Consider the following 21,390-nt stretch of genomic DNA (forward strand, 5'->3'; position numbering starts at 1 on the left):
TGCGCGGCACATCCTTTGCACGACAGGAGATTCAGCGATGACAACCAACCCCGGATATTCCGGTTACCGACGGGCCCGCGGGTTCGGTATCGGCAAGCTCGGCACCCGCGAGACGATCATCGTGCTCATCGCGGTGACGGTGGTGGCGTTCTCGCCGATGCTCGGCAACCTCGCCTTCACCGGAATGCTCGCAGTACTCGCCTTCCTCGTGATCGTGCTCGCCGTGATCCCCGTGACCTCGTCAGGTCGCACCATTGTGGCTGCGACGGCGTTCTATCTCCGTTTCGCCGGGGCGGGGAACGCATCGGCCTACGCCGACGACACCCTCGAGGAATTCCCGCGCGGCGAGAACCTGCCCGGCCCACTGGCCCCGCTATGCCCGATCGAGGTTGAAGACGGCCGCGGCGGCACCCAGGCGCTGATTTGGAACCGCCAGACCGGCCTTCTGACCGCGCCGCTACTCGTTGCGCCGGTCGGATTGACCCTGGCCGACGACGCCGACGCCCTGACGTGGGTGACGAACTTCGGTGGGTTGCTCGCCGAGCTGGGGCACATGCCGCTGGTCGATTCGCTGGCGTTCATCACCGAGACCGCGCCCGCGGGCGGGATGAACCAGCGGGCGTACACCCTCGACCGACTCGAGAAGAACACCAGCGCACCGGAGTTCTGCCGGGGCGTGCTCGAGCGGCTGGTCAACCAGTCCCGGGCCCGCACCGCAGAGGTGACCTGCCTGGTGACGATCAACTTCAATTTGTCTAAGGCGACACCGGTCCCGGAGACGTTGCAGCGCGGCGCGGCCGAGGTCGTCAACATGCTGCCGCGATTCGAGTCGTCGCTGGCCTCGTGCGGGATGACGGTCATGGGGCGGATGACCCGGGCCGGGCTCATCCGGTATCTGCGCGCGGCGTTCGACCCGGCGATCCGGACGACCGAGCTCGACGAGACCGAGGAGCTGTGGCACTGGAAGGACGCTGGTCCGCTGCGCACCGAGGGGTCCAATCCTGATGTGTACGCCCACGATTCGGGCTATTCGGTGTCGTGGGTGTTTACCGCCCCACCCAACGGTGTGGTGCGGTACCGGTCGCTGCTGCCGCTGGTGGCCCCGGGCCGTTATCACCGCCGCCTGTGCATGATCTACCGCCCCTACAGCGCGGCGGAGGCGTCGAAAAAGGTGGAGTCGGAGGTCAACGCCGGTGTGTTCCGCCGGATCTGGGCGCAGAAGACGAAGAAGGACGAAACCCAACGCGAGCACGACGATCGGGTGAAAACCCGTCGGGCGGCGCAGCAGGAGTCGTTGGGCGCGGGCTTGGGCCGGTTCACGTTCTACCTGACCACGACGGTGCGCAACGAAACGACGTTGGCCGCGGCGTGCGCTGACGCCGAGGAACGCCAGGGCCAGAGCAAAGGCCGCTGGCGCCGCGCCCGCAAGGCCCAAGAAGCCACATTCATGGCGTCACTCGGCGTGGGGGTCGATCCCGCATCGGGGTTGTCGCGCAACGCCGCTGACCGGTGGGGAGCATAGGTATGGGAACGCATTCGATTATTGAGGCGGTCGCTGAGCGGCCGTCTCATCTGCCCGACGTCGACGTCGCCGTGGCGGTTGAGGCCGAACGGGTGTCGATGGGCCAGAAGATCCTCCGGGCGATCGGGTTGGGTCCGCATCCCGACGCGGTCGCTGATACGCCCGGCGAGGTGTCGTTCGACGACATCCCCACCGACCTGCCGTTCGACGTCCTCAACGCGGCCCTGGGGCCGCGGCCACCGGCCAAGGGGTTCCGGCGCCCGTTCGGTGGGTGGGCGGCCAACGTCGAGCCCGGCGCGTGGTGGCAGTCGACGACCGCGGAGATGCCCGGGTTCTATCCGTTCCCCGCGCCCAGTGGTGCCCGGGTGCGTGGTGTGCCGATCGGCCGCAACCTGCACACCGCGGAGCCGATCGGCCTCGATCCGGCGCAGTGGCTTGTCGATGGCCTGGTGACCAACACCGGGATCTGGGTTCAGGGCCAGCCCGGTATTGGTAAGTCGTCGTTCCTCAAACGCTTGCTGATGGGGTTGGTCGGGTTCGGGTTCATGGGCATCATCCCCGGTGACCTCAAGGACGAATACACCCCGCTCGTCGGGGCGATCGGCGGTGAGGTGTTCCGCATCGGTCGTGGCCTGCACTCGCTCAATCCGCTCGACCGCGGCCCACTGGTCGCCGTCATCGCCGGTATCACCGGCGCTGAGCGTGACCAGCTCGAATCGCTGGCCAACAGTCGCCGCTTGGCGCTGTTGGAGTCGCTGCTGGCCATCGTCGGTCGAGCGGAGCTGACCCCGACCGAACGGCTGCTGCTGGGCACGGCCACCGCGATCGCCGACGACGCCGCAGGCGACGAGGAACCGACCATCCCGGATGTGTTGCGTGCCCTCGACAATGGCAGTGACGCGCTGCGCAAGATCATGGCCGTCCCGTCGGCGGTTGGCGGTGTCGAGGACATGACGTATCAGCGTGAGATCCGGGAGTTCCGCAATACCTTGCACCTGCTGTGCTCGGACAACGGCCCCATCAAGGGGATGTTCGATCGGCCGTCGACGATCAAGGTCACCAAGGACCTTCCGGCGGTGTCGCTGTCGCTGTCGGCGATCGAGGACGACGGCGACGACGTCGTGGGCGCGGCGATGCTTTGCTCCTGGACGTGGGGTGCGGCGGTCATCGAGGCCCAGCAGGCATCGGGCAACCGGCGCAACATCTTTCAACCCCAAGATGAGCTGTGGCGTGGCCTGCGGGCGGGTCCGGGACTGGTCGAGAAGACCGACCGCATGACCCGCCTCAACCGCCACCGCGGGATTGTGTCGGCGCAGTCGACGCACTCGCTGTCTGACCTGGACGCTCTGGCCACCGTCGAGGACCGCGCGAAGGCCCGCGGTATGGCCGCGCGTAACGCGATCAAGGTCCTCGGCGGCCTCGATGGCGAGGAAATGAAGCGCCTGCACGAGCTGACCCCGTTCACCAGCCGGGAACGGGCCATGGTCACCAGCTGGTCGGCACCCCCGACGTGGGTTCCCGGGCAGCGCCACCCGGGCCGCGGCAAGTACCTCGTGAAATCCGGTGCCCGCATGGGACTTCCGGTGGTCATGGAGTTCGACCCGGCAGAAGCCGCCCTCTACAACACCGACACCGCCTGGAACGGCGTGACCGCGAGCTTCGATACGAAAGGAACGACCCGTGCAGACTCCGACGTCGCTTGATCACCCGACGGTGCTGGTGGCCCCCACCCGCACCGCTCTGGCCGCCCACCTGCGCCTGGCCCCGAACGCAACGGTCATCAGCCCCGACCCCGCCGCGGGGTCGGCCGACCGGCGGGCCTGGTGGCCCCTGCTCGACGTATGCGCCGATCAGTCGATCGCGGCGACCGCGGCCGATCACCTCACCCGCGATCTGCCCTCGGCCCTGCGGTTCGCGATCCCCGACGCCGCCACGGTCCTGACCGGAGCGCTGCACGCCGCCGCTCTCGTCGGGTGGCCACCGGTGACCGTCGCCCACATCCTCGACGCCGGGGCCATCCCAACCATCGTCGAGCTGCTCGGTGCCGACGGCGACGACGACCTCGCCCTGTGCGTCGCGGCCGCCGCCGGTGACCTGGCCCCTGACCGCGATCTCGTGCGCTATGCCGCCGCGCTCGCCGGCCGGACTCTGTTGTCGGTGGCCGCGGCGATCACCGGACCCACCCGACCCACTGGCGGCTACGACGCCGGCGGGAACGGGGTGTGGCGAGAAGTGCGCGGCGCGCGGTCATCGACAGTGATTGTCCACACCGACGACACCGCACTCGGACATGTCATCGCCGACCGTGTGCTCCTGTTGGCGGCCACCGAGGATGCGACCCAGGCGCAGCGGGGGTCGGTGGCATGAGCGACAACTCGTCGACCGACAAGCAGATGCAAGCAATGGGTTTCGCCGGTCTGGCGGTCATGGCCGCGATTGGTGTCGCGATCATCGGCCACAACATGCTGGGGTGGCCGACCTGGCTGCCGGTCACCGTTGTGGTCGTGGTTCTCATCGCCGCCGCGGTGGGGGCATACGTGACCCGCTCGTGGTGGTCGCAAAGCCCCGCCGACCGCAAGCTGCGTGACGCGAGCGACCTCGACGACGTTATGGGTGCCGGGGCGATCGACAAGGGCGCGGAACTGCGCGGTCTCAGCGATGACGATCCGGCCCGCTCGGGTCTCACCGCTGAGGACGTCGCGATGGCCATCGGCGTCGTCCGACGCCAGGGCACCACCAAAGGCGGGCAGCGGGTCTACAAAACCCTGGAGGACTTCACACTCATCATCATGGGTCCACGGTCGAATAAGACCAGTTCACAGGCGGTGCCACGCATCCTCGCCGCCCGTGGCGCGGTGGTGGCTACCTCGAACAAACCGGATCTGTGGATTTTGACCGCCGCCCTGCGTAAAGAGGTCGGACCGATCTACGCCTACGACCCGGGCCGGATCGCGTTCGTCGACCAGATGTGGTGGTGGAACATTCTGTCCGCCGTGGTCGATTACAAGTCGGCCAAGCGGGTCGCCACTCACTTCATGGCCGCGGTCGGGACCAACAATTCCGACGGCGGTAACTCCGGTTTCTTCGACTCCTCGTCCAAGCAGATGCTGTCGCGGACCCTGCTCGCGGCCGCCGTCGCGGGCCGGTCGATGCGCGATGTCATCGAGTGGATTGACGGATACTCGGCCGAACCGGTGGAGCTGCTGCGCGAGCATGGCCTGCACCGGCACGCCCGCGCCTTGGAAGCCCAGTGGGGACTCCCGCAGGAAACGTTGGGCGGTATCCAGGGTGGGGCATCGGCGGCGCTGGAGTCGCTGCAAGACGAGTCCGATCTGTGTTGGGTCACCCCACCGGAAACGTGGGAGAACCCACCCGCCCGCGAGATCCCCGAACTGGATCTGTGGACGCTGTTCGCCCCGGCGGAGAAGGACGCACCGACGTTGTATCTGATGACTCAGGAGGGTGCGGAGTCCTCGGGCCCGGTGGTCGCTGCGATGGTCGATCAGATCTTCAAACTCGGCGACCTCGCGGCGTCGGCGTCCGGTGGGCGCATCAGCCCAGAGCCGGTGATCGTCCTCGACGAGGCTGCGAACATTTGCCGTATCCCCGACCTGCCCGCCAAAGCGTCGCACCTGGGGTCGAAAGGCATTCTCGTGGACGTGATCTTGCAGTCCTACCAGCAAGGCATGGGCGTGTGGGGCCGTGAGGGGATGGCCGCGATGTGGGGTGCATCGACCTGCCGCATCATCGGCGCTGGCCTACAGAACGTCGACGACGCCCGCATGGTGAGCGACCTCGTCGGCACCCACGAGGTGTGGAAAGAATCGCTGAGTATCGGCCCTGGCGGAAAGACGAAAAACCGGAGCCAGGTCCGCGAACCGATCCTGCCGCTCGAGGAGGTCGCCGGTCTGAGCCGCAACCACGCCCTGCTCATTCGTCAGGGTTCGCGGCCGGTCCTGCTCGACCTGCTCCCGTGGTATCGCGAGACCGACAACGCCGCGGCCATCACAGAGCACGCCCGCGAGTACACCGCCACGGTGCGCGATACCGCGATCCGCGAACTCGGCGACGACAACCCGCTCGGTGCGCGTCTGCGTCACCGCCTCAGTGCGGTCTAGAGCCCGTGATGACCAATCGAGGGGAAGGGTGGCGGCTGTGAGTGATAGCGACCGCGATATCGCCGATCTGCGCGACGCGCTCGCCGCGGTGCGGGCCCAGCTCGCCGATGTGGCTACCCAGGCGGAGATCCAGGCCGAAGGCATGGCGCAGCTGGAATCGACACTGGCCGCACTCGGTGAGACTGCCGACGAACCCGTCACCGTGGCCACCGATGACGCTGCGACCGACGCGGGCACCGGGCAGGAGGAGACCTCCGAGGTGCTCTCCGCGGTCGACAATGGCCCTCCTGTGCTCGACGTACTCCGGCCGTGGGTGATGGCCAACGTGAGTGACTGGTGCGAGCGCAAGGTCGCCGCCGGCGGTGGCGGGGGAACACGGTGGTGCTCCCGATGGGATCTTCACCCCGAGGCGATCACCCGGCTGTGGGCGCTACGCGCCCAGCAGCTCGTCGCCGCCGCCGAGGGCGCATCCGCGCTGTCGGGGTATCTGCGTGACCACTTCGACCACCACGTGGGTGTGCTCACCGGTGCCGGCGGCCCCTTTCACGCGTGCACCCCGGAAAAGCACAGCCCACCCAATTCGCACGACCGCCGCTACCTGCCCACCACGGCGCCGGGCCTCCGCGCCGTCGCCGGCTAAGCACCGGGCACCCCTTGAACCCGCCACCGTGTTGTCTTACTCCCAGTCTCGACCGGACCACACGGTGGCGCGGTGGGTGTGGCCGGAATCGAGAGCGCGGAAGGTCCGTGGGCTCCCCAGCCCCGCAGCACCTGCCGAGTCTCCGGCCACACCCGCCACCCATACCCCAAACCAACAACTCACCCCAGGACCGCACTTGCGACCGCGGCGACGATCCCGAGCCGCGCTACACAACCTCACCGGCGGTCGTCGCCTATCTCTCGACTAGCCACCGAACAACGACCGCTATGACGGAGTCCATTCCAGGCCTGCTGAGCAGCAGTGTTGTCGTCAAGCTGAGCCCCGACACACCCAGAGCTATTCGACCGGTTCGGTGAGCAGCGCGGGCAGCACCCAGCGTTGCGACGGTCGTAAGAATCTCGCGGAGAGCTGATTCCGCGGCGACAAGGTCTTCGAGGGAGCGAAGTTGCGAGTCGCGAAGGCGCTCGGTGAAATCAAATCGTTCTTCGTCCTCATCTAGGAAGCGAAACGTGAACTGGGGGACGGCGACGTTCGGCGAGTCCCACCATTCCCTCATCTCCCTGGCAGTGGTCGAGAGATCAAGGCTGAGACTGAGCATGTCCTGGCGTAAGTCGGAGAGCTGCTTTGGAGAGAAAGCGTTGTGTTGCCCGGCTGTGTCCCGAGCACTGGTGTAGCGACCGCGAAGAGCGTCAACCATGTGGTCGACGGCCATTGCCAGTATCAGGTTTTCCATCTGGTCAGCAGCTCGATAAGCGACAGCGTCGGCGCTGCCCGGCGTACCTCCATAGTGCATGTCGGTTACTGCGCCAGCCGCAGTCCGGTTGCCCCACAGGGCCCACGTGTTCTTACTGAGGATGTTGTCGGTCTGCTGGCGGCCGCTTCGCGCCAACACGAGCTTGGGCACTTGATCGGACTCGATGACCGCGTAGACCTCCGATAGGCCGAGACCGCGGAGAATTCTGTCCTCGCCGCGTTCCTGCGTGGGGTCGTGCAGCTCCAGGAGCAACACATCGATCAGCGGCTGAGGCGTGCCGAGATTGTGGAAAAAGCCGCCGCAATTAATTCCCATCCACCGCCGTGCCTCGTCATGGAGCTGCCGGCGGGCACGCTGAGTTTGGTTGTAGAAGGCGAACTCTCGCGAGTCCGCCACTCGCCCGTGGTCTGTTCTCCGGAGCTCGGGTTCGTGCTGCCGGTGCCACTCGTTATCCAGCTGCGTCGCAGCGGCGACGGTGAGCCGGAACCGCCCCACGACTGCCGTAAGCCCTGTGCCGATCTGCATTGAGATGAGCTCGACTCCCGAAGCGAAATCGGGGCGTCGGTAACGGTCAACTTCCTGGAGCCGCGACCAGTGACCGGAGCCGCCGCGGGTGTCGGCGAGATAGTCCGCCACACTGCCGCCGCCGAACGTGACCATCATCGGCGGGAAGGTCTCGTACAGCGTCGCCAGGTCCGGTGTCGCGCTCGGTGGAAACAGTTCGACGACCCAAATCGCGGGAACGGTGACGTGCTCGTCGCCAGGAACAGTGACGTTGTGCATGGGGTCCGCCGGGTCCCATGCTTTGTTCCGGTCGTGGTCGTTGAATCTGGTAAGCTCGCGCCGCCACTGCCCCAGACGTCGGCGAACTGATTGCGGCATTAGCCGCTGGGGCCACGACCTCAGCGCTGCGTCGAGAGCGAGAAACGGTAGGTCGTACCAACGTCTACGAAGTTCGCCGATGAAGGGGGCTTTCTGGCGGGCCGCCTCCAGGTAGCTGTCGTTGAGACCCGACGGAAATTGAATGCCGCCGTCCGAGGGCGTCTCGGCTGCCTGCCCGTCTTCGTCTGGACGGTCTCCATCTGTCACGTGACCCCCTGGTCTCGACCCGCTTGTCGCGCGGACGCGACAACGTCACGGTAGATCACGCCCCCCGATGCACCCCCACCAACCGAACCGCTGACGTCCGCTGCCAGATGAGCGCCACTGCGCGCATCCGCACTACCGCTATCGCTCACGCCAGAGGCCGCCGACTGTTCCAGTGTTGACCCAGGTGAGGGTCGCAGCAGCGTGGGCGGCTCGGTCCCGCCCATCTACAGGCATGTCCAGCGCGATCCGCAGATACGCTTGGCGTTCGAACGTCCGCCGGTGCTCTGGAGGCCAAACCGTCTCAAAGTCCTGAGGACTGAGCTCCGCCCGCAGATGAACCCGCCCTGCCCCGTTGACGTAGATCCCGGAGTGGTCGAGCACCCGCAGACCCGGGCCTTCCTCGTCGGTGCCGAGTCTGTTGACGTGCAGGGTCGGCCGCAGTGGCTCCAACCCGTCGCTATCCCACTCGTCGCAGGAGATGGTGAGCGACCACCGGTGGTTCGGGAGCATCGCTTGCTCTCTGGCAGAGATGAACAGGTCCGCCTCGAACGTCACTCTCTCTGCAATGCAGGTGACCTGCGGACTGATCAACTCCAACTGGGGTGTTACCGCGGTCGCGACAAGGAGACTTAAGAGCTGCGCACGGGTCGCCGAGGAGGTGCCAGTCGCGGTTCTCCACGGAACCTCTCGCTGTGGGTGGTTGTGGCCTGTCAGGTGTACGTAGGGGGAGCGGTCCGTCTCGAATAGCAGTGCGGTGACATCGCCTGTGGCCGTTGCGACGTTGAGGGTCTGCACCGCGGGAGCAACGCCGTCGAAGCAGCGTTCGAGCTGGGGCCACCAGTTGGCCAGCTCGACGGAGCCCGCGTCCTCGACCCTCTTACGTCGCTCGTCGAGACCGATGATCCACAATGCTTCTGCCCCGCGGGCCGCGTTGCACAATGCTGCGATTTGGCGCGCGGACTTGCGATAATCATCCGGCCATGTGGCCTTGCATTCGGTGTAGTCGTCCTCGACCGGGCAGCCGTTGACGACGCGGTCGACGGCGGCGAGCACCCGCACCTCCAACCGTCGCTTGTCCATGATGTTGACCGTAGTCGGCGTCGGTCAGGGGGCGGAGATAGGCGAAGTGCGCACTCGACCGAGCTCGGGTTCGGAGCTCGCTGACGGGGCCGCCCACCACCGCCGGTCGACGATGAAGCAGGCCACAAGGACAGCGACAGCGGGGACGCCGAAGAGGTAGAGGATGGCGTAGCCGTTTGCCCAGAGATCCCAGTGAATGAGTGCGTCCCAGGCGATGTGCAGTGCGATGAACCCGGTGAGGATAGTCCACGACCGCCACCGCCAGATGATGTATGCCGACACTGCCGCCCACAGAACGAGAGCGGCGACCGCCCAGCCGTAATACACGTGATAGGCCAGCCGGGCAGCGATCAGGATCGGTAGCGCGATGACAGCGCGGCGGGTGAACAGACCGACGGCCATGGCCAGACCGGCCACAACAATCATCTCCTCACCGATCCCTGCGTGAGCGGCGAGGATCATCGCCGCCGACACTGGGGTACCGGCGCGGGTTTCGGGTGCGGGCAGGCCCGCGCCGTGGGCGAGCATCGCTTGTTGAATGAGCTGCGCTGAGACCAGAGCGAGGGCGTAGACCGCGATCGTCGCGACGATCACCACCGGCCCTACCGGCGAGGTTCGGTGTGCGATGTCACCGCCCGGCCACCGGAACCCGCCACCAGCGGTGAGCTCTGCCGCCCCCACGACGAGCCCGACCGCGATCATCGTTAGGCAAATCTCGACAGTGACATAGGTCCAGTCGTACGAGACCGGACCACCGTCGGCGCTGCTCGGGATACTCAGGTCGGCGCCGCGAAGCGCCGCCACCGATGCAAAGATCCCGAGGCCAAAGGCAAGGAGATATGCGACGACGAGTGCCACCGCGACTGCTAGCCGCCCGCGAAACGTCAGGGAGTTAGCGGGTTCGGGCACGGCGGTTGGTGTTCTGCTGTGGTGCGCGTGTTGGTCCGCCGCGGCGCGGCCGCGGGTTAGCGGTGCGGACGGCGTTGCCGTCGGCGGTGCGTGAGGGTGCGGCGGCGGCGCGTTCGGCGGCGCGTTCGTCGGTGAGGTGATCGGCGGCGTGGCGGGTTCGGTCGGATTCGGCATTTTCGGCGAGGTCGCGTTCGTCGGCGGCGGTGTGTTCGTGGTCGACGCTCTGGCCGTGTTCGAGAGCGATGTCGGCGCGCTCGGTGCCGCGGTCGAGGGTGTCGTCGACTGCGGGTGCGGCGATCGTGGCGAGAGCTTGTTCGTCGACGCGGGCAGTCTCGTCGTGTTCGGCCGCGGCGTCGGTGTTGGTGTCGGCGCGGGCGATGTGGTCGGCGATGTGTGCGTCGTCGACCGACAACAGGCCGGGGTACTTGTCGGCGAGTTGTGCGTCGAATGCGTCGTCGAACTGACCGATGAGGCGTGTGGCGCGGGCCCGATCGGCGGGGGTGTCGCGGGCTTCGGTGGTGAGCCATTCCGTCGCGGCTTCGCGGCGGGCGGTGTCTTCGTCACTGGGCCCGGGTTGCCCGGCCGCGGTCTTGCGCATCTGCCACATCGCCAGGCCGGCGGGGGAGCGCACCTGCTGGGTGAACCGCAGACCGGCGACGGCATCGGTGAGGGTGTCGGGGTCGGCGCCGGCGGCGACGAGGTCGGCGAACTGCTTCTCCGCGCGCGCCCATGACGGGTGGCCGGTCACCCGGTCGGGCACTCGGTCACCGAGACGGTCGGCGAGCTCGCGGCGCTCCTGGGCCTCAGCGTCGTCGCGTCCGCGTGTTTCGGTGTGCTCGTCTGCCGCTGCGGTGGCGGCCTCGGCGCGGGAGTTGTCGAGGTGGACGCGCGCCTTGTCGTCGGCGATGTCGCGGGCGACGTCGCGTAGCTCGTTGAGGCTGTCGTGGCTGGGGGACTCAGCCAGCCAGGACCGCACACGTGCACCCATGTCGGCTGACCCGGCCGCGACGGTCACTGTGCGGTTGTCGAGGGTTGCTTGCACGATTTGGGTGTGGTCGTCGAGGTCGGCGAAGGAGATGGTCATTCCCGACGGGCCATGGTGGTGGGTGGTGATGTCGCCGGCGGCGACACGCTGGTTCCATTGCTCCGCTTGGGCGGGGGTGAGGCGGTCGAGGCTGTGGGCGTCGGCGGCGAGCTCGAGGCGGGCGGCGTGCTCGGCGTCCGACCACCCGGCGCGGCCGCGCCGCTCACGCGCAGCCCGCATACCGTTGGCGAGTGCGCGGGCGGCCATCGCCATGCCGAGGACCTGTTCGCGGGGCAGACCGAGGTGCGGTGTCTCGCGCAGGTGCGCGAGCTCGTCGGTGATCGTGTGGGTGCGGTGCTCGGGTGCGGTCATCGTCGGGGTCCTGTCTGTGGTCCGGGGGGAGGGGGTGGTGTGCGCCGTGCGCCGGGACTCGATGCGGGAGTTCCCCGCGGCCGCGGCGACGGCGTCGGCGGGGCGCGGTGCGGATCAGGGCTCGCCGACGTCACGGCCGCAGGCGTGGCCGCCGTCGGCTGGCTGACCCACCCGGTGTGGGTGCGCAGCGCACTCACGCATCGGCGGGCCGCGGTGCCGCCAGCGGGGGAGCCGGTGCGGTCATGCCAGGCGGCGATCTCGGTCACCAGCTCGGCCAGCGCGACAGCAAGCGCGACGCTCGCGGTCTTCGCGGGCCCGCCCTCACCGAGTGCACCGAGCGCGAGGAGGTTACGGGAGGCGGCGTTGAGGTCGGCGGCGATCCCGGCGAGCGGGCGGCCGGTGTCGTGGCGAGCATGTGCGGCCATGCGTGCCGCCCGCGACGATCGGTGACCGGTCCACACCGATTGGATGCGTGGCCCGGTCTGATCGGGTGTGCCGTTCGGTCCGGGGTTACCGGCGGTGACCTTGGCGTAGGTGGCGACCATGCGGTGCGCGGCCACAGCGATGTCGCGTTGGGCGGCATAGGGCTGGCGGGCGAACGCCCGCTGGGCGCGGGTGACGACCTCGCGGGCACCGTCGAGTCGGGTCGCGCTGAGGCCCCAACTCCGCGCGGCGGGCCGGTCTGCGACGACACCACCGTGGCGGGTGAACTCCGCCGACACCTTCGGCCACGACAGGTCCCGAGCGAGCTTTCCGCCGCCGTAGAACACTGGGCGGCCCTGACGATTGCGGTCACCGGGCAACGCCACCGCGTATCCGTCGACCGCCCCGGCCTGGTCGTGATGCAGGTGCACCAGCAGGCCGCGGGTGCGCAGGCCAGCCAGGAACTCTTCGGTGTCGTTGGATGTGGCCGCAGTGTCGGCGACGACCTGGCGCAGCTGCCCGCGGATCGTCTCGCTCGGATCGGTCCGCGAGGCCACGAACGCGTCCGGGTCGGCGGCGCGGCGTGCTGCCTTCTCGAACTCACCGCGCGTCGCGGGCCGGTCGGCGTCGCGGGCGTTCTGCGCGGTGACAGTCAACCCGAGGCGGTCTTCCCACTCCCGCATCACCGACCGCAGGTTGCGGTAGTCGTTGCGCGGATGCACCCGGGCCCCGGTGTCCTGGCGGACCAGGGTGGCCGCGATGTGGATGTGATCGTTGCCCTCGGCGCTGCGCCCGTGGTGCACCGCGATCCACCGGCATCCGCCCGGATCGTCGGCCGCGGCGATACCGGTCCGCTCCATCACGTCGCGGGCGATCTGCGCCCACGTGTCCTGGGTGAGAGCGCCGTCGGTCGCGGGAATGGCGATCGAGGTGTGCCACACATAGCCGTGCTTGGTGTAGCCGGGCTCGCCGTCGGCCGGCTGACGGCGCGGCAACCCGACCGCCGCGGCCGGGGCGTGAACATGAGCGCGTAACGCGGCCAGCTCAGCGGGATCGAAATCGAAATCGCCGCCGCCGATCCTCGTCGGCTGCAACGCGCCGGGATCGTGCTGCCACGACGCGATGACCGTCGGCCGGGTGTGTTCGTTGTGCTTGCCCGGACCCATCAGATACGACACCAGGCCGGGCGCATCCCACCCGCGGTCCACTTTCCCGATCACCGCAGCCTCCGCAGGATCGCCATCAGCTCGGCGTCCACGCGCTCGTTGGTGCGGCGCACAAAATCCAAAATCGCACCCGACTGCTCGACCAGCTCGCCGGTCGAGTTGGCGTGCCGAGCGACGTCATTGAGATTGCCGGCGACGTTGCCCATCAACCGGCGCAGGTGGCGCACCTCGTCGAGAACTTCCCGCGCACCGGACACGGTGACACCGGCCGCCGGTGCAACCTCGGCACCGGAAGACTCACCCCGACCGGACGTGTCCGCGCGCGCGGCGCGCACCGCCTCCCTGGCGATGTAGGCACCCGGCCGCAACCCCGCCTGCGCCGCCGCAGCGTTGATCACCGTGCGCTCCTCCGACGAGAGCCACACCTCACGACGGGTACGCGGCTCACCCGACACATGGGTGCGGTGCCCCCGCGCCGATCGTGTCCCCATCGCCGTCCCTTCTCCGTCTCACACCGCCCCGGCTGGGGCGCTCTGGTGGTCGCGGTCTCCGCCCCCGACCACCCGCCACACCCGGCCAGCCGCCGCGCTGGCCGCGACTCGTACCACCGAGTCTGGCGACCGCCCGCCGCAGGCGCAAGCCAAACCCCCGGGTTTTGGCATATCTTGCTCCCGCAAATTCCGCTGGGAGCACGCCCGCAGTTTCGAACGAGCTCACCGCCAAAGACGCTGGGGACAACGGGGGTTTCTGCCGGGGCCGATACAGCTGCCCGGCCGGCGGAATGACTCGCCGGATCGGCGAATCCCTTGACAATAGAACCATTAGATACATTAGATGTCTATGGGCGGTGTGGCCGCTCCATAGACCTGATGAACGAAGGGAGGCGCAGTGGCCGGGAAGTCGAAAGCCGCGGGCGCATTGGAGGCGTACCGCCGCGAGATCATCTCCGACGGGATCGAGCAGCGGATCGCCGATCTGTCCGACGCCGTCGCGGCGTACGAGACCAACCGCACCGACCGCAGGGAGCAGGAGCGGGCTCTGGCGCAACGTCAGGAGCGCGACGAGGACGCGGTCCTGGCCGCGTTCGAGGGAGCCAAGGCGGCCGGGGCCAAGCCCTCGGCGCTGGCCAACATTGGGTTGCGCCCGGACTCGGCATTGGCCGCGGCCCGGGCACGCACATCCAAGAAGGGGCCCGACTCCACGACGGCCGATCAGCCGGACGGTGAGCTCCCCGACGCCGCCCAGGCCGATGGTCAGTCGTCGGCTGTCGACGTCGCAACTCCGGTGGGGCAGAGCGCATGAGCGCACCAGACTCCGTTGAACGAGTGGGTGATGCCGATCGGCTGGCCGCCGGCTCGACTGTCGGGAGTGACCCGATGGGGTGGGAGCGATGACCTCACCGCATGAACGCGACGGCAAGTTCTACGGCCCCAACGCCGACCCGTACACCCGTGATCCCTACCGCGACCCGTACAGCGGCGACCCGATCAACGACCGCCGCGAGAGCGCCAGCACGCCGCCGGAACCGACCCGGGCGTGGTCGCAGACCGCCCCGCAGGCCGAACCGGTGCACAGCTACACACCGTTTCTCGACTCCCCGTCGGACCGGGCACGCCACATCGGGCGTGACATCAACCCGGGCATCGAGGTCGGGAAGTTCGCCGGAGGCACCGTGGCCATCGCGGTGATCGTCGCACTGGCGACATGGCTAATCCACGGAGTGGTCCTGACCCGCATCTACGCCGCGGTCCCGGCCAGCTACTGGGGAACCCACCATCTGGTGATCCCGTCGACGCACACCGGTACCGCGGTCGCGCTCAGCATCCTCGCCACCGTGCTTGCCGCGCTGCTGCTGTGGGCGTTCATCCTTCTCACCCCCGCCCCGCGAGTGCTGTTCACCGCAACCGGACTGATCCTCACCGCAATCATCACCGCGATCACCCTCAGCGGGCCGTGGCAGATCAGCGTCGGCCCGGCCCTGGCTTCGCTCGTGGTGGGTGTGGTCATCGTCTCGCTTGTTGCAAGGATCGGGGGACTGACCATCACCCGACACCGCGACTTTTAGGGGACACAGACGATGACCGACAGCACGCAGTGGAGCCGGACCCGGCAATCGTTCTCCTGCCCGCAGGACCTCTGGGACACCTGCAAACTCGCCTGGGCCAACACCCTCGACGACCACCCGGCGTGGACGGACTGGCTCGAGGCCGCTATCGCCGACGGCACCGCCGCGACCCGTGCCCGCGCGCGGGGAACACTGCGCACCGCCCCGGCCCGCATCCCACCGGGCCGCCGCGAACCGGCCCCGGCCGGCGCACCCACCCGGGCGCGGCGGTCCTTCACCTGTCGCCCCGACATCTGGACCGACGCCCGCGACGCCTGGTGGACCGAACGCGAACAGCACCCCCAACTCAGCGACTGGATCTGCGCGGCTTTGGCCGCAAAAGCCGCCGCCCACACCACCGAATCGAGCCACAGGACACCACCACCATGAAGCGCAGCAAAGAGATCCCCCCGGCCAGCGTCGAACCCTGGAACACCGACACCACTGAACCTGTTGAACCTGTCGCCACCCCGCCAGCCGACGAGGACCCGGCCGACTACCCGGGTGTCGCTGAGGCACCGACCGTCGAGATGGCTCCGGTCACCGACGACGCTGCGCTACTCAACCTCCCGCCCGTCGACGAGCTAGGCGACGAACCCGCTCCACGTCGACCCGGCCGCCGCCGCAACACCCGCAATGCCGCCCTGGCGGCAGGCGCACTCGTCGCACTGATCATCATTGCCGGGGTCACCGCGGCCGTGACTCTGGGCGGAATCGGTGGCGGCGACTCCACCCCGCGGGCTATCGCCCCAGAACCCGACACCACGACCTCGGCGACCGCAGCGGCGGCCGCGCCACCGGTCGACCCCAATGCCGACTGCCCCTCGGCCACGAAGGGCAACGTGACCACCGGCCGCGACGCCGGCGACTTTTCCAGCGGCCCCGGGGTCATCAAGAAATACGACTACGCCTTCTACGTCGCGCGCTCCGGCGCCCAGGCCCGCGACACCGGCGCCCCCACGGCGAACATGGGCACCCCCCAGGCCATCCAGACCACCATCGATCAGACCCCCGCTGGCACCCGACACTGCCTGCGCATTGTCGATAGCGGGGCCGGGTTGTTCGATGTGACGCTCACCGAAATCCCGCCGGGGGGAGGTGCACCCACCATCTATCAGCAGCGTTTCCAGACCACCGACATCGGCGGCCGGACGCTGATCGCGCAGAACCTTCTCAACGTCCGCATCAGCTGACCGCCTAGCTCGACCGGGCCGAACCCGGCCAAAGCTCTCTCTTTTCCCAGCACACAACGAAAGGCGCTACCCCCATGCCGAAAACAGCCACCCCAGGCCCCTCCAACGGTCCGATCACCATCGGACGCCATCGCCGCCTCGATCCCGACCTCACCGCCGCGCCGGTCACTACCGGCGACCACGGCGTCACTCGCACTCTCACCCTCGGCGTCCTCGGCGCGGTCATCGCGGCCGCGGTCGGCACAGCGGCCCCGGCGATGGCCGACCCCGGCGGCCAAGGCGGGTTCACTTCCCCGGGGACCGGCCAGGGGCAGGGCGGGTTCACCGCACCCGGCGACGGGCAGGGCGGATTTACCACTCCGGCACCCGCTCCGACTCCTGCTCCGTCACCGCAGGGCTCGGCCATCCCGACGCTGCCCGAAGAGTCCGCCCCGATCGTTCAGGCCGCCCCCGCCCCGGAGGCGGCTCCGGCGTTCTACGGTCCGACCGGCCCGGTGTACTACAGCCCGCCGACCACCTACTCCACGACCTACGACGCCGAACCGGCAGTCACCCTGCACGCGCCGCGACCTACCCCGCCGCCGCGCACGATCCTCGCGCCGGTCGGCTACATCCGGATCGGCAACTACATCACGAAAAAGCCCGCGCAGATGTCGAATGCCGACGCCGCGGCGATCAATCAGAATGCTGGGGTCGCTGAAGGCAAGATTGCCCAGTTCTGGGAGTCGGTCGGTCTGCCCAAGGACCAGGCCGCTCGCCGCGGCGCGGCCGCGGTCACTGGCGGCGCCGCGGGTGCGGCGATCGGGTTTGTCGCTCTCGGTGCTCCGGCCGTCGTGATCGGTGGTGTCGGCGGCGCGATCATCGGCGCTGGTGTCGGTGCGGCGATCGGCTCGTTCGTCCCGCCGCAGCCGCTCAACGTCGGGACCGGCGCACTCATCGGCGCGGGCAGTGGTGCCGCGATCGGTGTCGGCCTGGGTGTGGGTGTGGGTGTGCTTGGCGCCATGGGCGGCGGCATCATCGGCGCTGTGGTCGGCGATCAGGCCGGTGCTGGCGACCCCGGCGCGGACCCCAACGGCAAGACGATCACCCCGGGCACCCAGAATGAGGCACCGTACCGAGCCGATCCGCCCAACCCGAACGCCAACCAGTACGAGCTCCACGGTGACAACCTGCCCGGCGGCGGGAAGGTCGACTACGTGGTGAACAAGGCCGGCGATGTGTCAGGCAACGCCAGCCTCGGCCCGGCGTCGATCCCGCTGAACATCAGCCACGAACAGGCCGACGCACCCTACAAGGCCGCCGGGTTGCTGGCCCAGACTGCCCGCGACACCGTCGCCCAGGGAGTCGCCGACATCAGCCGCCAGGCTGAGAAGGCTCTCCCCGGTCTGCACGTCACCTTCCCGCAGCTGACCCCGCCCGCCAAGCGCTAAGCCGCACGGCACAACGGTGTGCGGCGACGATCCCCGGCCCCGCTGCGGTGGCCGGGGATCGTCGCGTTTCTAGATGTACTGACCGGGGACGTTGATCAATCGTGAGAAGGGCGGCTGGCCTCCGCAGGCGGTGTGTGGTCGGTGCTGGTTGTACTCGTGGAGCCAGTCGGGGAGGGCATCGCGGCGTTCGTTCTCGCTCGTGTAGCAGCGCGCATACGCCCAACCGTCGGCCATGGTGCGGTGGAATCGCTCGACCTTGCCGTTGGTCTGTGGGCGGTATGGCCGCGTTCGCTTCGGAGTGATCGATAGGGCCTCGCACGTATCTCGCCACAGGTGAGAACGGTACGCACCACCGTTATCGGACAAGATGCGCTCAATTGCGACCCCTCGGTCGGCGAACCACTCGACCGCTCGATGCAGGACTCCGACGGCGGTGACAGCGGATTCGTCGTTTTGAACCTCGGTGTAGGCGACGCGCGAGTGGTCATCGATGATGGTGTGCACGAACGCATACCCGAGCTTGGGGTTGCGCCACTTGTTCTTCGGCTTGCCGGGAGTGACGGCACGATTCCTCGATCCTTGACGTCGCCCGGCGTATCGCCAGCCCCCACCGTCGGGGATGTTCCCAAGCTTCTTGACGTCCACGTGCACGAGTGAGCCAGGGTGGTCGTGTTCGTATCGGCGGATTGGCTCGCCGGTGGCACGGTCGACGTAGGAAAGTCGATTCATGCGCGCGGTCGTGAGGATGCGGTGGACCGTGGCCGGGGCGATGCCGAGTCGGGCTGCGAGTTGAATAGGCCCTTCCCTCAGGCGCATTCGTAGGCTCACGCACCGTTTTGCCGTCTTCTTGCTCGTCTTGTTCGGCGAAGACTTCGGCCGTGACGACCGGTCCTGCATCGGCTCGCCAGCAAGGTAGCGGTCGACCCACCGCTTCACGGTTGGCCACGACACCTGGAAGCGGGCAGCAACTTCGCTGATCGGCCATCCTTCCTCGATGACGAGGCGTGCGACTCGTAGACGATGACGTGGGGTCAGCGCGGCATTGCGATGACTCAAAGTGCCTCCTGAGATAGATCGGTGGCCGGCCGCGTTTGCGACCGGCCACCGGATGATGGAATTGGAGTAGAGATCTCTACTCGGCGCCTTGCGCTGCATGGAAGGTGAGTGCTGGCTCGAGCCAGGACTCGAGCCCAGGTCCCTGGAGTGCGGCCTGCTCGACGCTGATCCAGCCGTCGCCCATGGGGCGGTCTGCGCCCATGAGCGCAGGGTGAGCACCAGGGCGGGTGAGCAGGTCTTCCGCGTCAGTGGGGTCGATGCGTAGCAGGAGCGTCCCTTCCCGACGAGCGGCGACGACCATCCGGTCCTCGACCATGAACGACACTCCCCCGAACATCGACACCTCACGAGGGTTGCGAGCTCTTAGCGCGTCACGAACTCGCTCGACCAGGTCCTTCTGTGCCGTCATCGTCCACCCTTCTCGATGTACTCGGGGCCGCTGTAGTGAAGGTTCAAGGACGCGATGCGTCCGCCGTCGAAGGTGAAGAACTCCGCGAAGGTCATGGGACCGCCGGGCATGGTCGCCGTGTAGAGCACGGCGGAGCTGTTAGTGCCGTGCACGTCGTGGATGATCTCGATCTGCTTGACCGTCGCGCTGAACCCGGCAACCCCGCCCAGGAAGCCATCGGTGGCGTCGGGGAGGTGTCCAGCGAGGGAGCCCGTGAAGTCGAGGTGGTCATCCAGCAGAGGCCGTAGGTCAGCCCCGTCCTGGTAACTGTCGATGCCGGACTCGAGGATCCGGTAGTAGTCCTTGAGTGTCTGAGGTGCGGCAGAAGACAGGGTGGCGGGCATGGCTCTCCTTGGTGTGAGAATGGTGCTTGATACTTTCAAGCAGGCACTTGATAAAGTCAAGGGGGTTCAGGTGAAGTCCTACGGACAGCTTTGCTCGATCGCTCGCGCCCTGGATGTCGTCGGTGACAGGTGGACTCTCCTGATCGTGCGTGAGCTGCTGATCGGGGGAGCATTGCGCTTTGGTGAAGTCCAGCGCGGCCTGCCTGGCATCGCGACGAACCTGCTCACCCAGCGCCTGCGGGACCTCGAGACCAACGGTGTCGTCGCCCGCGAGCCCGCCCCAGGAATCCCGGGCACGCCAACGTATCGGCTTACCGAGCGTGGCCGGGCCCTGGACGGAGTGCTGCGCGAGCTTCTGAAGTGGGGTGCACCGACGGTTCCAGAGGCGCCGAGTGATGCGATCTTCCAGATGCACTGGCTCAGCCAACCGGCACGCTTCCTCCTCGCGGATCACAGACCGGACGAGCCACCGATCGTGATCCGGTTCGGCACCTTCGACGACGGCTTCGACCTCACCGCCGCCGACGGGACCATCACGGTGAACCCTTGCCAGCGCGATGTCAGCCCCCTGGCGCGTGTTGCAGGCCCCGGGCCGGTACTGGTTGCCCTCCTGCAAGGCGCAATGCCTCTGCCCGCCGCTATCGCGCATGGCGTGGATGTCACCGGCGATGCCGCGACCCTGACGCGAGTTCTACCGGCGCCGCAAGCGTCGACTAACGTCCCCGGTCAGTACATCTAGACCAACATCCGCGCGGCGAATGGCGCGCAGTGCAATGTCCGAGCACTCTGATACCACTAACAGACCACCAGCCGATGAGGAGACATCATGGTCGACGCGATCGACAACATGCTCGCCCACGCCAGCTTCGGCGCGGTGTTCCTCACCGTGTGGCTCATGCTCGGTGCGGCGACGTTCGCGTTCAGCGTCCTCGTCGGGTTCCTCGTGCGCCGACCCCGCCCGGGTCACTGGCTGGCGCCGATCGGCCCGGGCTACCGGCCGCGGTGGGTTCCCGCGCGGACCTGGAGCCCGATCCTGCTGCGCGCTGCGTTCGCCGCCGCGGTCGTGATGTTCTTCCTGCTGCCGCTGCTTATGCTCGCGGCGTTCGCCGGCGTCGCCGGCACCAGTGCCCGCCACACCCCGTCGGCACCCACCAGGTGGTGACCTCGCTCTAGCGGCCCCGACCGCGCGGCCGATCCGGCCGCGACTGGATTGATGCGCTCTGCTCGCCGCGCCCCCGGTAAGGCCGTGAGGCGGCGATCTGTCCGGACGGGCCGGCCATCGGGCCCGCGGCCGCAGCCTCCGACCGGAACGTTTCTGCGGTTCCCCCGGCCCGTCGGTGCATGATCATCGCCCGGAACACTGCGGCCGCTTTCGCGGGATCTCGGGTGTCTTGGGTGGCGGCCAGGGACCCCGGCGCGGTGTCGCCCAGGCGCACCACCCCGGGTGCAAGCTCGGCGGCGAGGAACGATGAGTCGGTGGTGGCCATCGCGACGTGGCGGGCGGCGTGCACCGCGGCGGCGTCGATGACGCGCCAGTCGATGTCCCATCCGGCGTCGGCGAGGTAGCGGTGGAAGAACACCCGCTGGCTTCTGGAGTTCCCGTCGATGAACGGGTGAACACCGAACCGCCGCATATTCGAACAGATGCAACATAGTCTCTGAGCTGCACCTCCGCGTGCGTCACAGAGCCGCGATAG

Annotated in this window: 21 protein-coding genes and 1 pseudogene; 12 read left to right on the forward strand and 10 right to left on the reverse strand. The window is 68.1% G+C overall.

Annotation, left to right across the window (positions count from 1 at the left end):
* The first annotated feature begins 37 nt into the window (after nucleotides 1-37).
* Genes A5788_RS09955 through A5788_RS09975 form a run of 5 tightly spaced genes read left to right on the forward strand, consistent with a single transcriptional unit; the run spans nucleotide 38 to nucleotide 6,280 of the window.
* On the forward strand, nucleotides 38-1,522 hold the full coding sequence (locus tag A5788_RS09955) for an SCO6880 family protein (protein WP_064865706.1): 1,485 nt from the start codon (nucleotides 38-40) through the stop codon (nucleotides 1,520-1,522).
* A 2-nt stretch (nucleotides 1,523-1,524) separates the two neighbouring features.
* Nucleotides 1,525-3,225: an ATP-binding protein gene (locus A5788_RS09960; protein WP_064865704.1), complete on the forward strand. Its 1,701-nt coding sequence runs from the start codon at nucleotides 1,525-1,527 to the stop codon at nucleotides 3,223-3,225.
* On the forward strand, nucleotides 3,203-3,889 hold the full coding sequence (locus tag A5788_RS09965; RefSeq protein WP_064865702.1) for a hypothetical protein: 687 nt from the start codon (nucleotides 3,203-3,205) through the stop codon (nucleotides 3,887-3,889). Before A5788_RS09960 ends, A5788_RS09965 begins: the two co-directional genes overlap by 23 nt.
* The gene (locus tag A5788_RS09970; protein WP_156525484.1) at nucleotides 3,886-5,640 is read left to right on the forward strand and encodes a type IV secretory system conjugative DNA transfer family protein; all 1,755 of its coding nucleotides are present in this window, start codon (nucleotides 3,886-3,888) and stop codon (nucleotides 5,638-5,640) included. The genes A5788_RS09965 and A5788_RS09970 overlap by 4 nt, the downstream gene beginning before the upstream one ends.
* Before the next feature lie 37 nt (nucleotides 5,641-5,677).
* A complete protein-coding gene (locus A5788_RS09975; RefSeq protein ID WP_064865699.1) occupies nucleotides 5,678-6,280 on the forward strand; it encodes a DUF4913 domain-containing protein in 603 nt (200 codons plus the stop codon).
* Between the two features lie 253 nt (nucleotides 6,281-6,533).
* Here the strand turns inward: A5788_RS09975 and A5788_RS09980 are convergent, their stop codons facing one another.
* From A5788_RS09980 to A5788_RS10005, 6 genes are all read right to left on the reverse strand, one after another.
* The gene (locus A5788_RS09980) at nucleotides 6,534-8,144 is read right to left on the reverse strand and encodes a hypothetical protein (protein ID WP_064865697.1); all 1,611 of its coding nucleotides are present in this window, start codon (nucleotides 8,142-8,144) and stop codon (nucleotides 6,534-6,536) included.
* 138 nt (nucleotides 8,145-8,282) lie between these two features.
* The gene (locus A5788_RS09985) at nucleotides 8,283-9,197 is read right to left on the reverse strand and encodes a hypothetical protein (protein WP_156525485.1); all 915 of its coding nucleotides are present in this window, start codon (nucleotides 9,195-9,197) and stop codon (nucleotides 8,283-8,285) included.
* A 51-nt stretch (nucleotides 9,198-9,248) separates the two neighbouring features.
* Nucleotides 9,249-10,133 (reverse strand): hypothetical protein, encoded by an 885-nt coding sequence (locus A5788_RS09990; protein ID WP_156525486.1) that lies wholly within the window; start codon nucleotides 10,131-10,133, stop codon nucleotides 9,249-9,251.
* Nucleotides 10,117-11,529, reverse strand: a complete 1,413-nt coding sequence (locus tag A5788_RS09995; protein WP_064865691.1) for a hypothetical protein — start codon at nucleotides 11,527-11,529, stop codon at nucleotides 10,117-10,119. Before A5788_RS09995 ends, A5788_RS09990 begins: the two co-directional genes overlap by 17 nt.
* Complete coding sequence (locus A5788_RS10000) at nucleotides 11,526-13,172, reverse strand: relaxase/mobilization nuclease domain-containing protein (RefSeq protein ID WP_064865689.1); 1,647 nt, start codon at nucleotides 13,170-13,172, stop codon at nucleotides 11,526-11,528. The genes A5788_RS09995 and A5788_RS10000 overlap by 4 nt, the downstream gene beginning before the upstream one ends.
* Nucleotides 13,169-13,516, reverse strand: coding sequence for a hypothetical protein (locus A5788_RS10005; RefSeq protein ID WP_231894079.1), 348 nt, complete (start codon nucleotides 13,514-13,516; stop codon nucleotides 13,169-13,171). The genes A5788_RS10000 and A5788_RS10005 overlap by 4 nt, the downstream gene beginning before the upstream one ends.
* 490 nt (nucleotides 13,517-14,006) lie before the next feature.
* On the opposite strand from A5788_RS10005, the gene A5788_RS10010 reads away from it, so the two are divergent.
* The 5 genes from A5788_RS10010 to A5788_RS10030 all read left to right on the forward strand — a co-directional run bounded on the left by A5788_RS10010 (nucleotide 14,007) and on the right by A5788_RS10030 (nucleotide 17,845).
* Entirely contained in the window at nucleotides 14,007-14,420 is a 414-nt protein-coding gene (locus tag A5788_RS10010; protein WP_064865685.1) for a hypothetical protein, read from the forward strand.
* 88 nt (nucleotides 14,421-14,508) lie between these two features.
* Nucleotides 14,509-15,183, forward strand: a complete 675-nt coding sequence (locus tag A5788_RS10015) for a hypothetical protein (RefSeq protein WP_064865683.1) — start codon at nucleotides 14,509-14,511, stop codon at nucleotides 15,181-15,183.
* A 12-nt stretch (nucleotides 15,184-15,195) separates the two neighbouring features.
* Nucleotides 15,196-15,612, forward strand: a complete 417-nt coding sequence (locus A5788_RS10020; RefSeq protein ID WP_064865681.1) for a hypothetical protein — start codon at nucleotides 15,196-15,198, stop codon at nucleotides 15,610-15,612.
* Nucleotides 15,609-16,415 carry a hypothetical protein gene (locus A5788_RS10025; protein ID WP_064865679.1) on the forward strand — a complete coding sequence of 269 codons (807 nt, stop codon included), beginning with the start codon at nucleotides 15,609-15,611 and terminating at the stop codon, nucleotides 16,413-16,415. The genes A5788_RS10020 and A5788_RS10025 overlap by 4 nt, the downstream gene beginning before the upstream one ends.
* A 74-nt stretch (nucleotides 16,416-16,489) precedes the next feature.
* A complete protein-coding gene (locus A5788_RS10030; protein ID WP_082937832.1) occupies nucleotides 16,490-17,845 on the forward strand; it encodes a hypothetical protein in 1,356 nt (451 codons plus the stop codon).
* A 69-nt stretch (nucleotides 17,846-17,914) separates the two neighbouring features.
* Here A5788_RS10030 and A5788_RS10035 read toward each other — a convergent pair whose 3' ends face one another.
* The 3 genes from A5788_RS10035 to A5788_RS10045 form a co-directional block, all read right to left on the reverse strand.
* Nucleotides 17,915-18,901, reverse strand: a complete 987-nt coding sequence (locus tag A5788_RS10035) for an IS481 family transposase (protein ID WP_064865735.1) — start codon at nucleotides 18,899-18,901, stop codon at nucleotides 17,915-17,917.
* A 76-nt stretch (nucleotides 18,902-18,977) separates the two neighbouring features.
* Entirely contained in the window at nucleotides 18,978-19,310 is a 333-nt protein-coding gene (locus tag A5788_RS10040; protein WP_005177612.1) for a TfoX/Sxy family protein, read from the reverse strand.
* On the reverse strand, nucleotides 19,307-19,693 hold the full coding sequence (locus A5788_RS10045) for a hypothetical protein (protein ID WP_064865678.1): 387 nt from the start codon (nucleotides 19,691-19,693) through the stop codon (nucleotides 19,307-19,309). The genes A5788_RS10040 and A5788_RS10045 overlap by 4 nt, the downstream gene beginning before the upstream one ends.
* Here A5788_RS10045 and A5788_RS10050 point away from each other — a divergent pair.
* Both A5788_RS10050 and A5788_RS10055 read left to right on the forward strand, forming a co-directional pair.
* Nucleotides 19,692-20,432, forward strand: a complete 741-nt coding sequence (locus tag A5788_RS10050; protein WP_231894080.1) for a winged helix-turn-helix transcriptional regulator — start codon at nucleotides 19,692-19,694, stop codon at nucleotides 20,430-20,432. The two genes, A5788_RS10045 and A5788_RS10050, sit on opposite strands and share 2 nt — an antisense overlap.
* An 87-nt stretch (nucleotides 20,433-20,519) precedes the next feature.
* Nucleotides 20,520-20,855, forward strand: coding sequence for a hypothetical protein (locus A5788_RS10055; protein WP_005180278.1), 336 nt, complete (start codon nucleotides 20,520-20,522; stop codon nucleotides 20,853-20,855).
* A gap of 7 nt (nucleotides 20,856-20,862) precedes the next feature.
* Here the strand turns inward: A5788_RS10055 and A5788_RS10060 are convergent.
* Nucleotides 20,863-21,390 (reverse strand): annotated as a pseudogene (locus A5788_RS10060) (hypothetical protein); the annotation flags it as partial.

The organism is Gordonia sp. 852002-50816_SCH5313054-c, assembly GCF_001665925.1.
Classification (GTDB): Bacteria; Actinomycetota; Actinomycetes; order Mycobacteriales; family Mycobacteriaceae; genus Gordonia; species Gordonia jacobaea.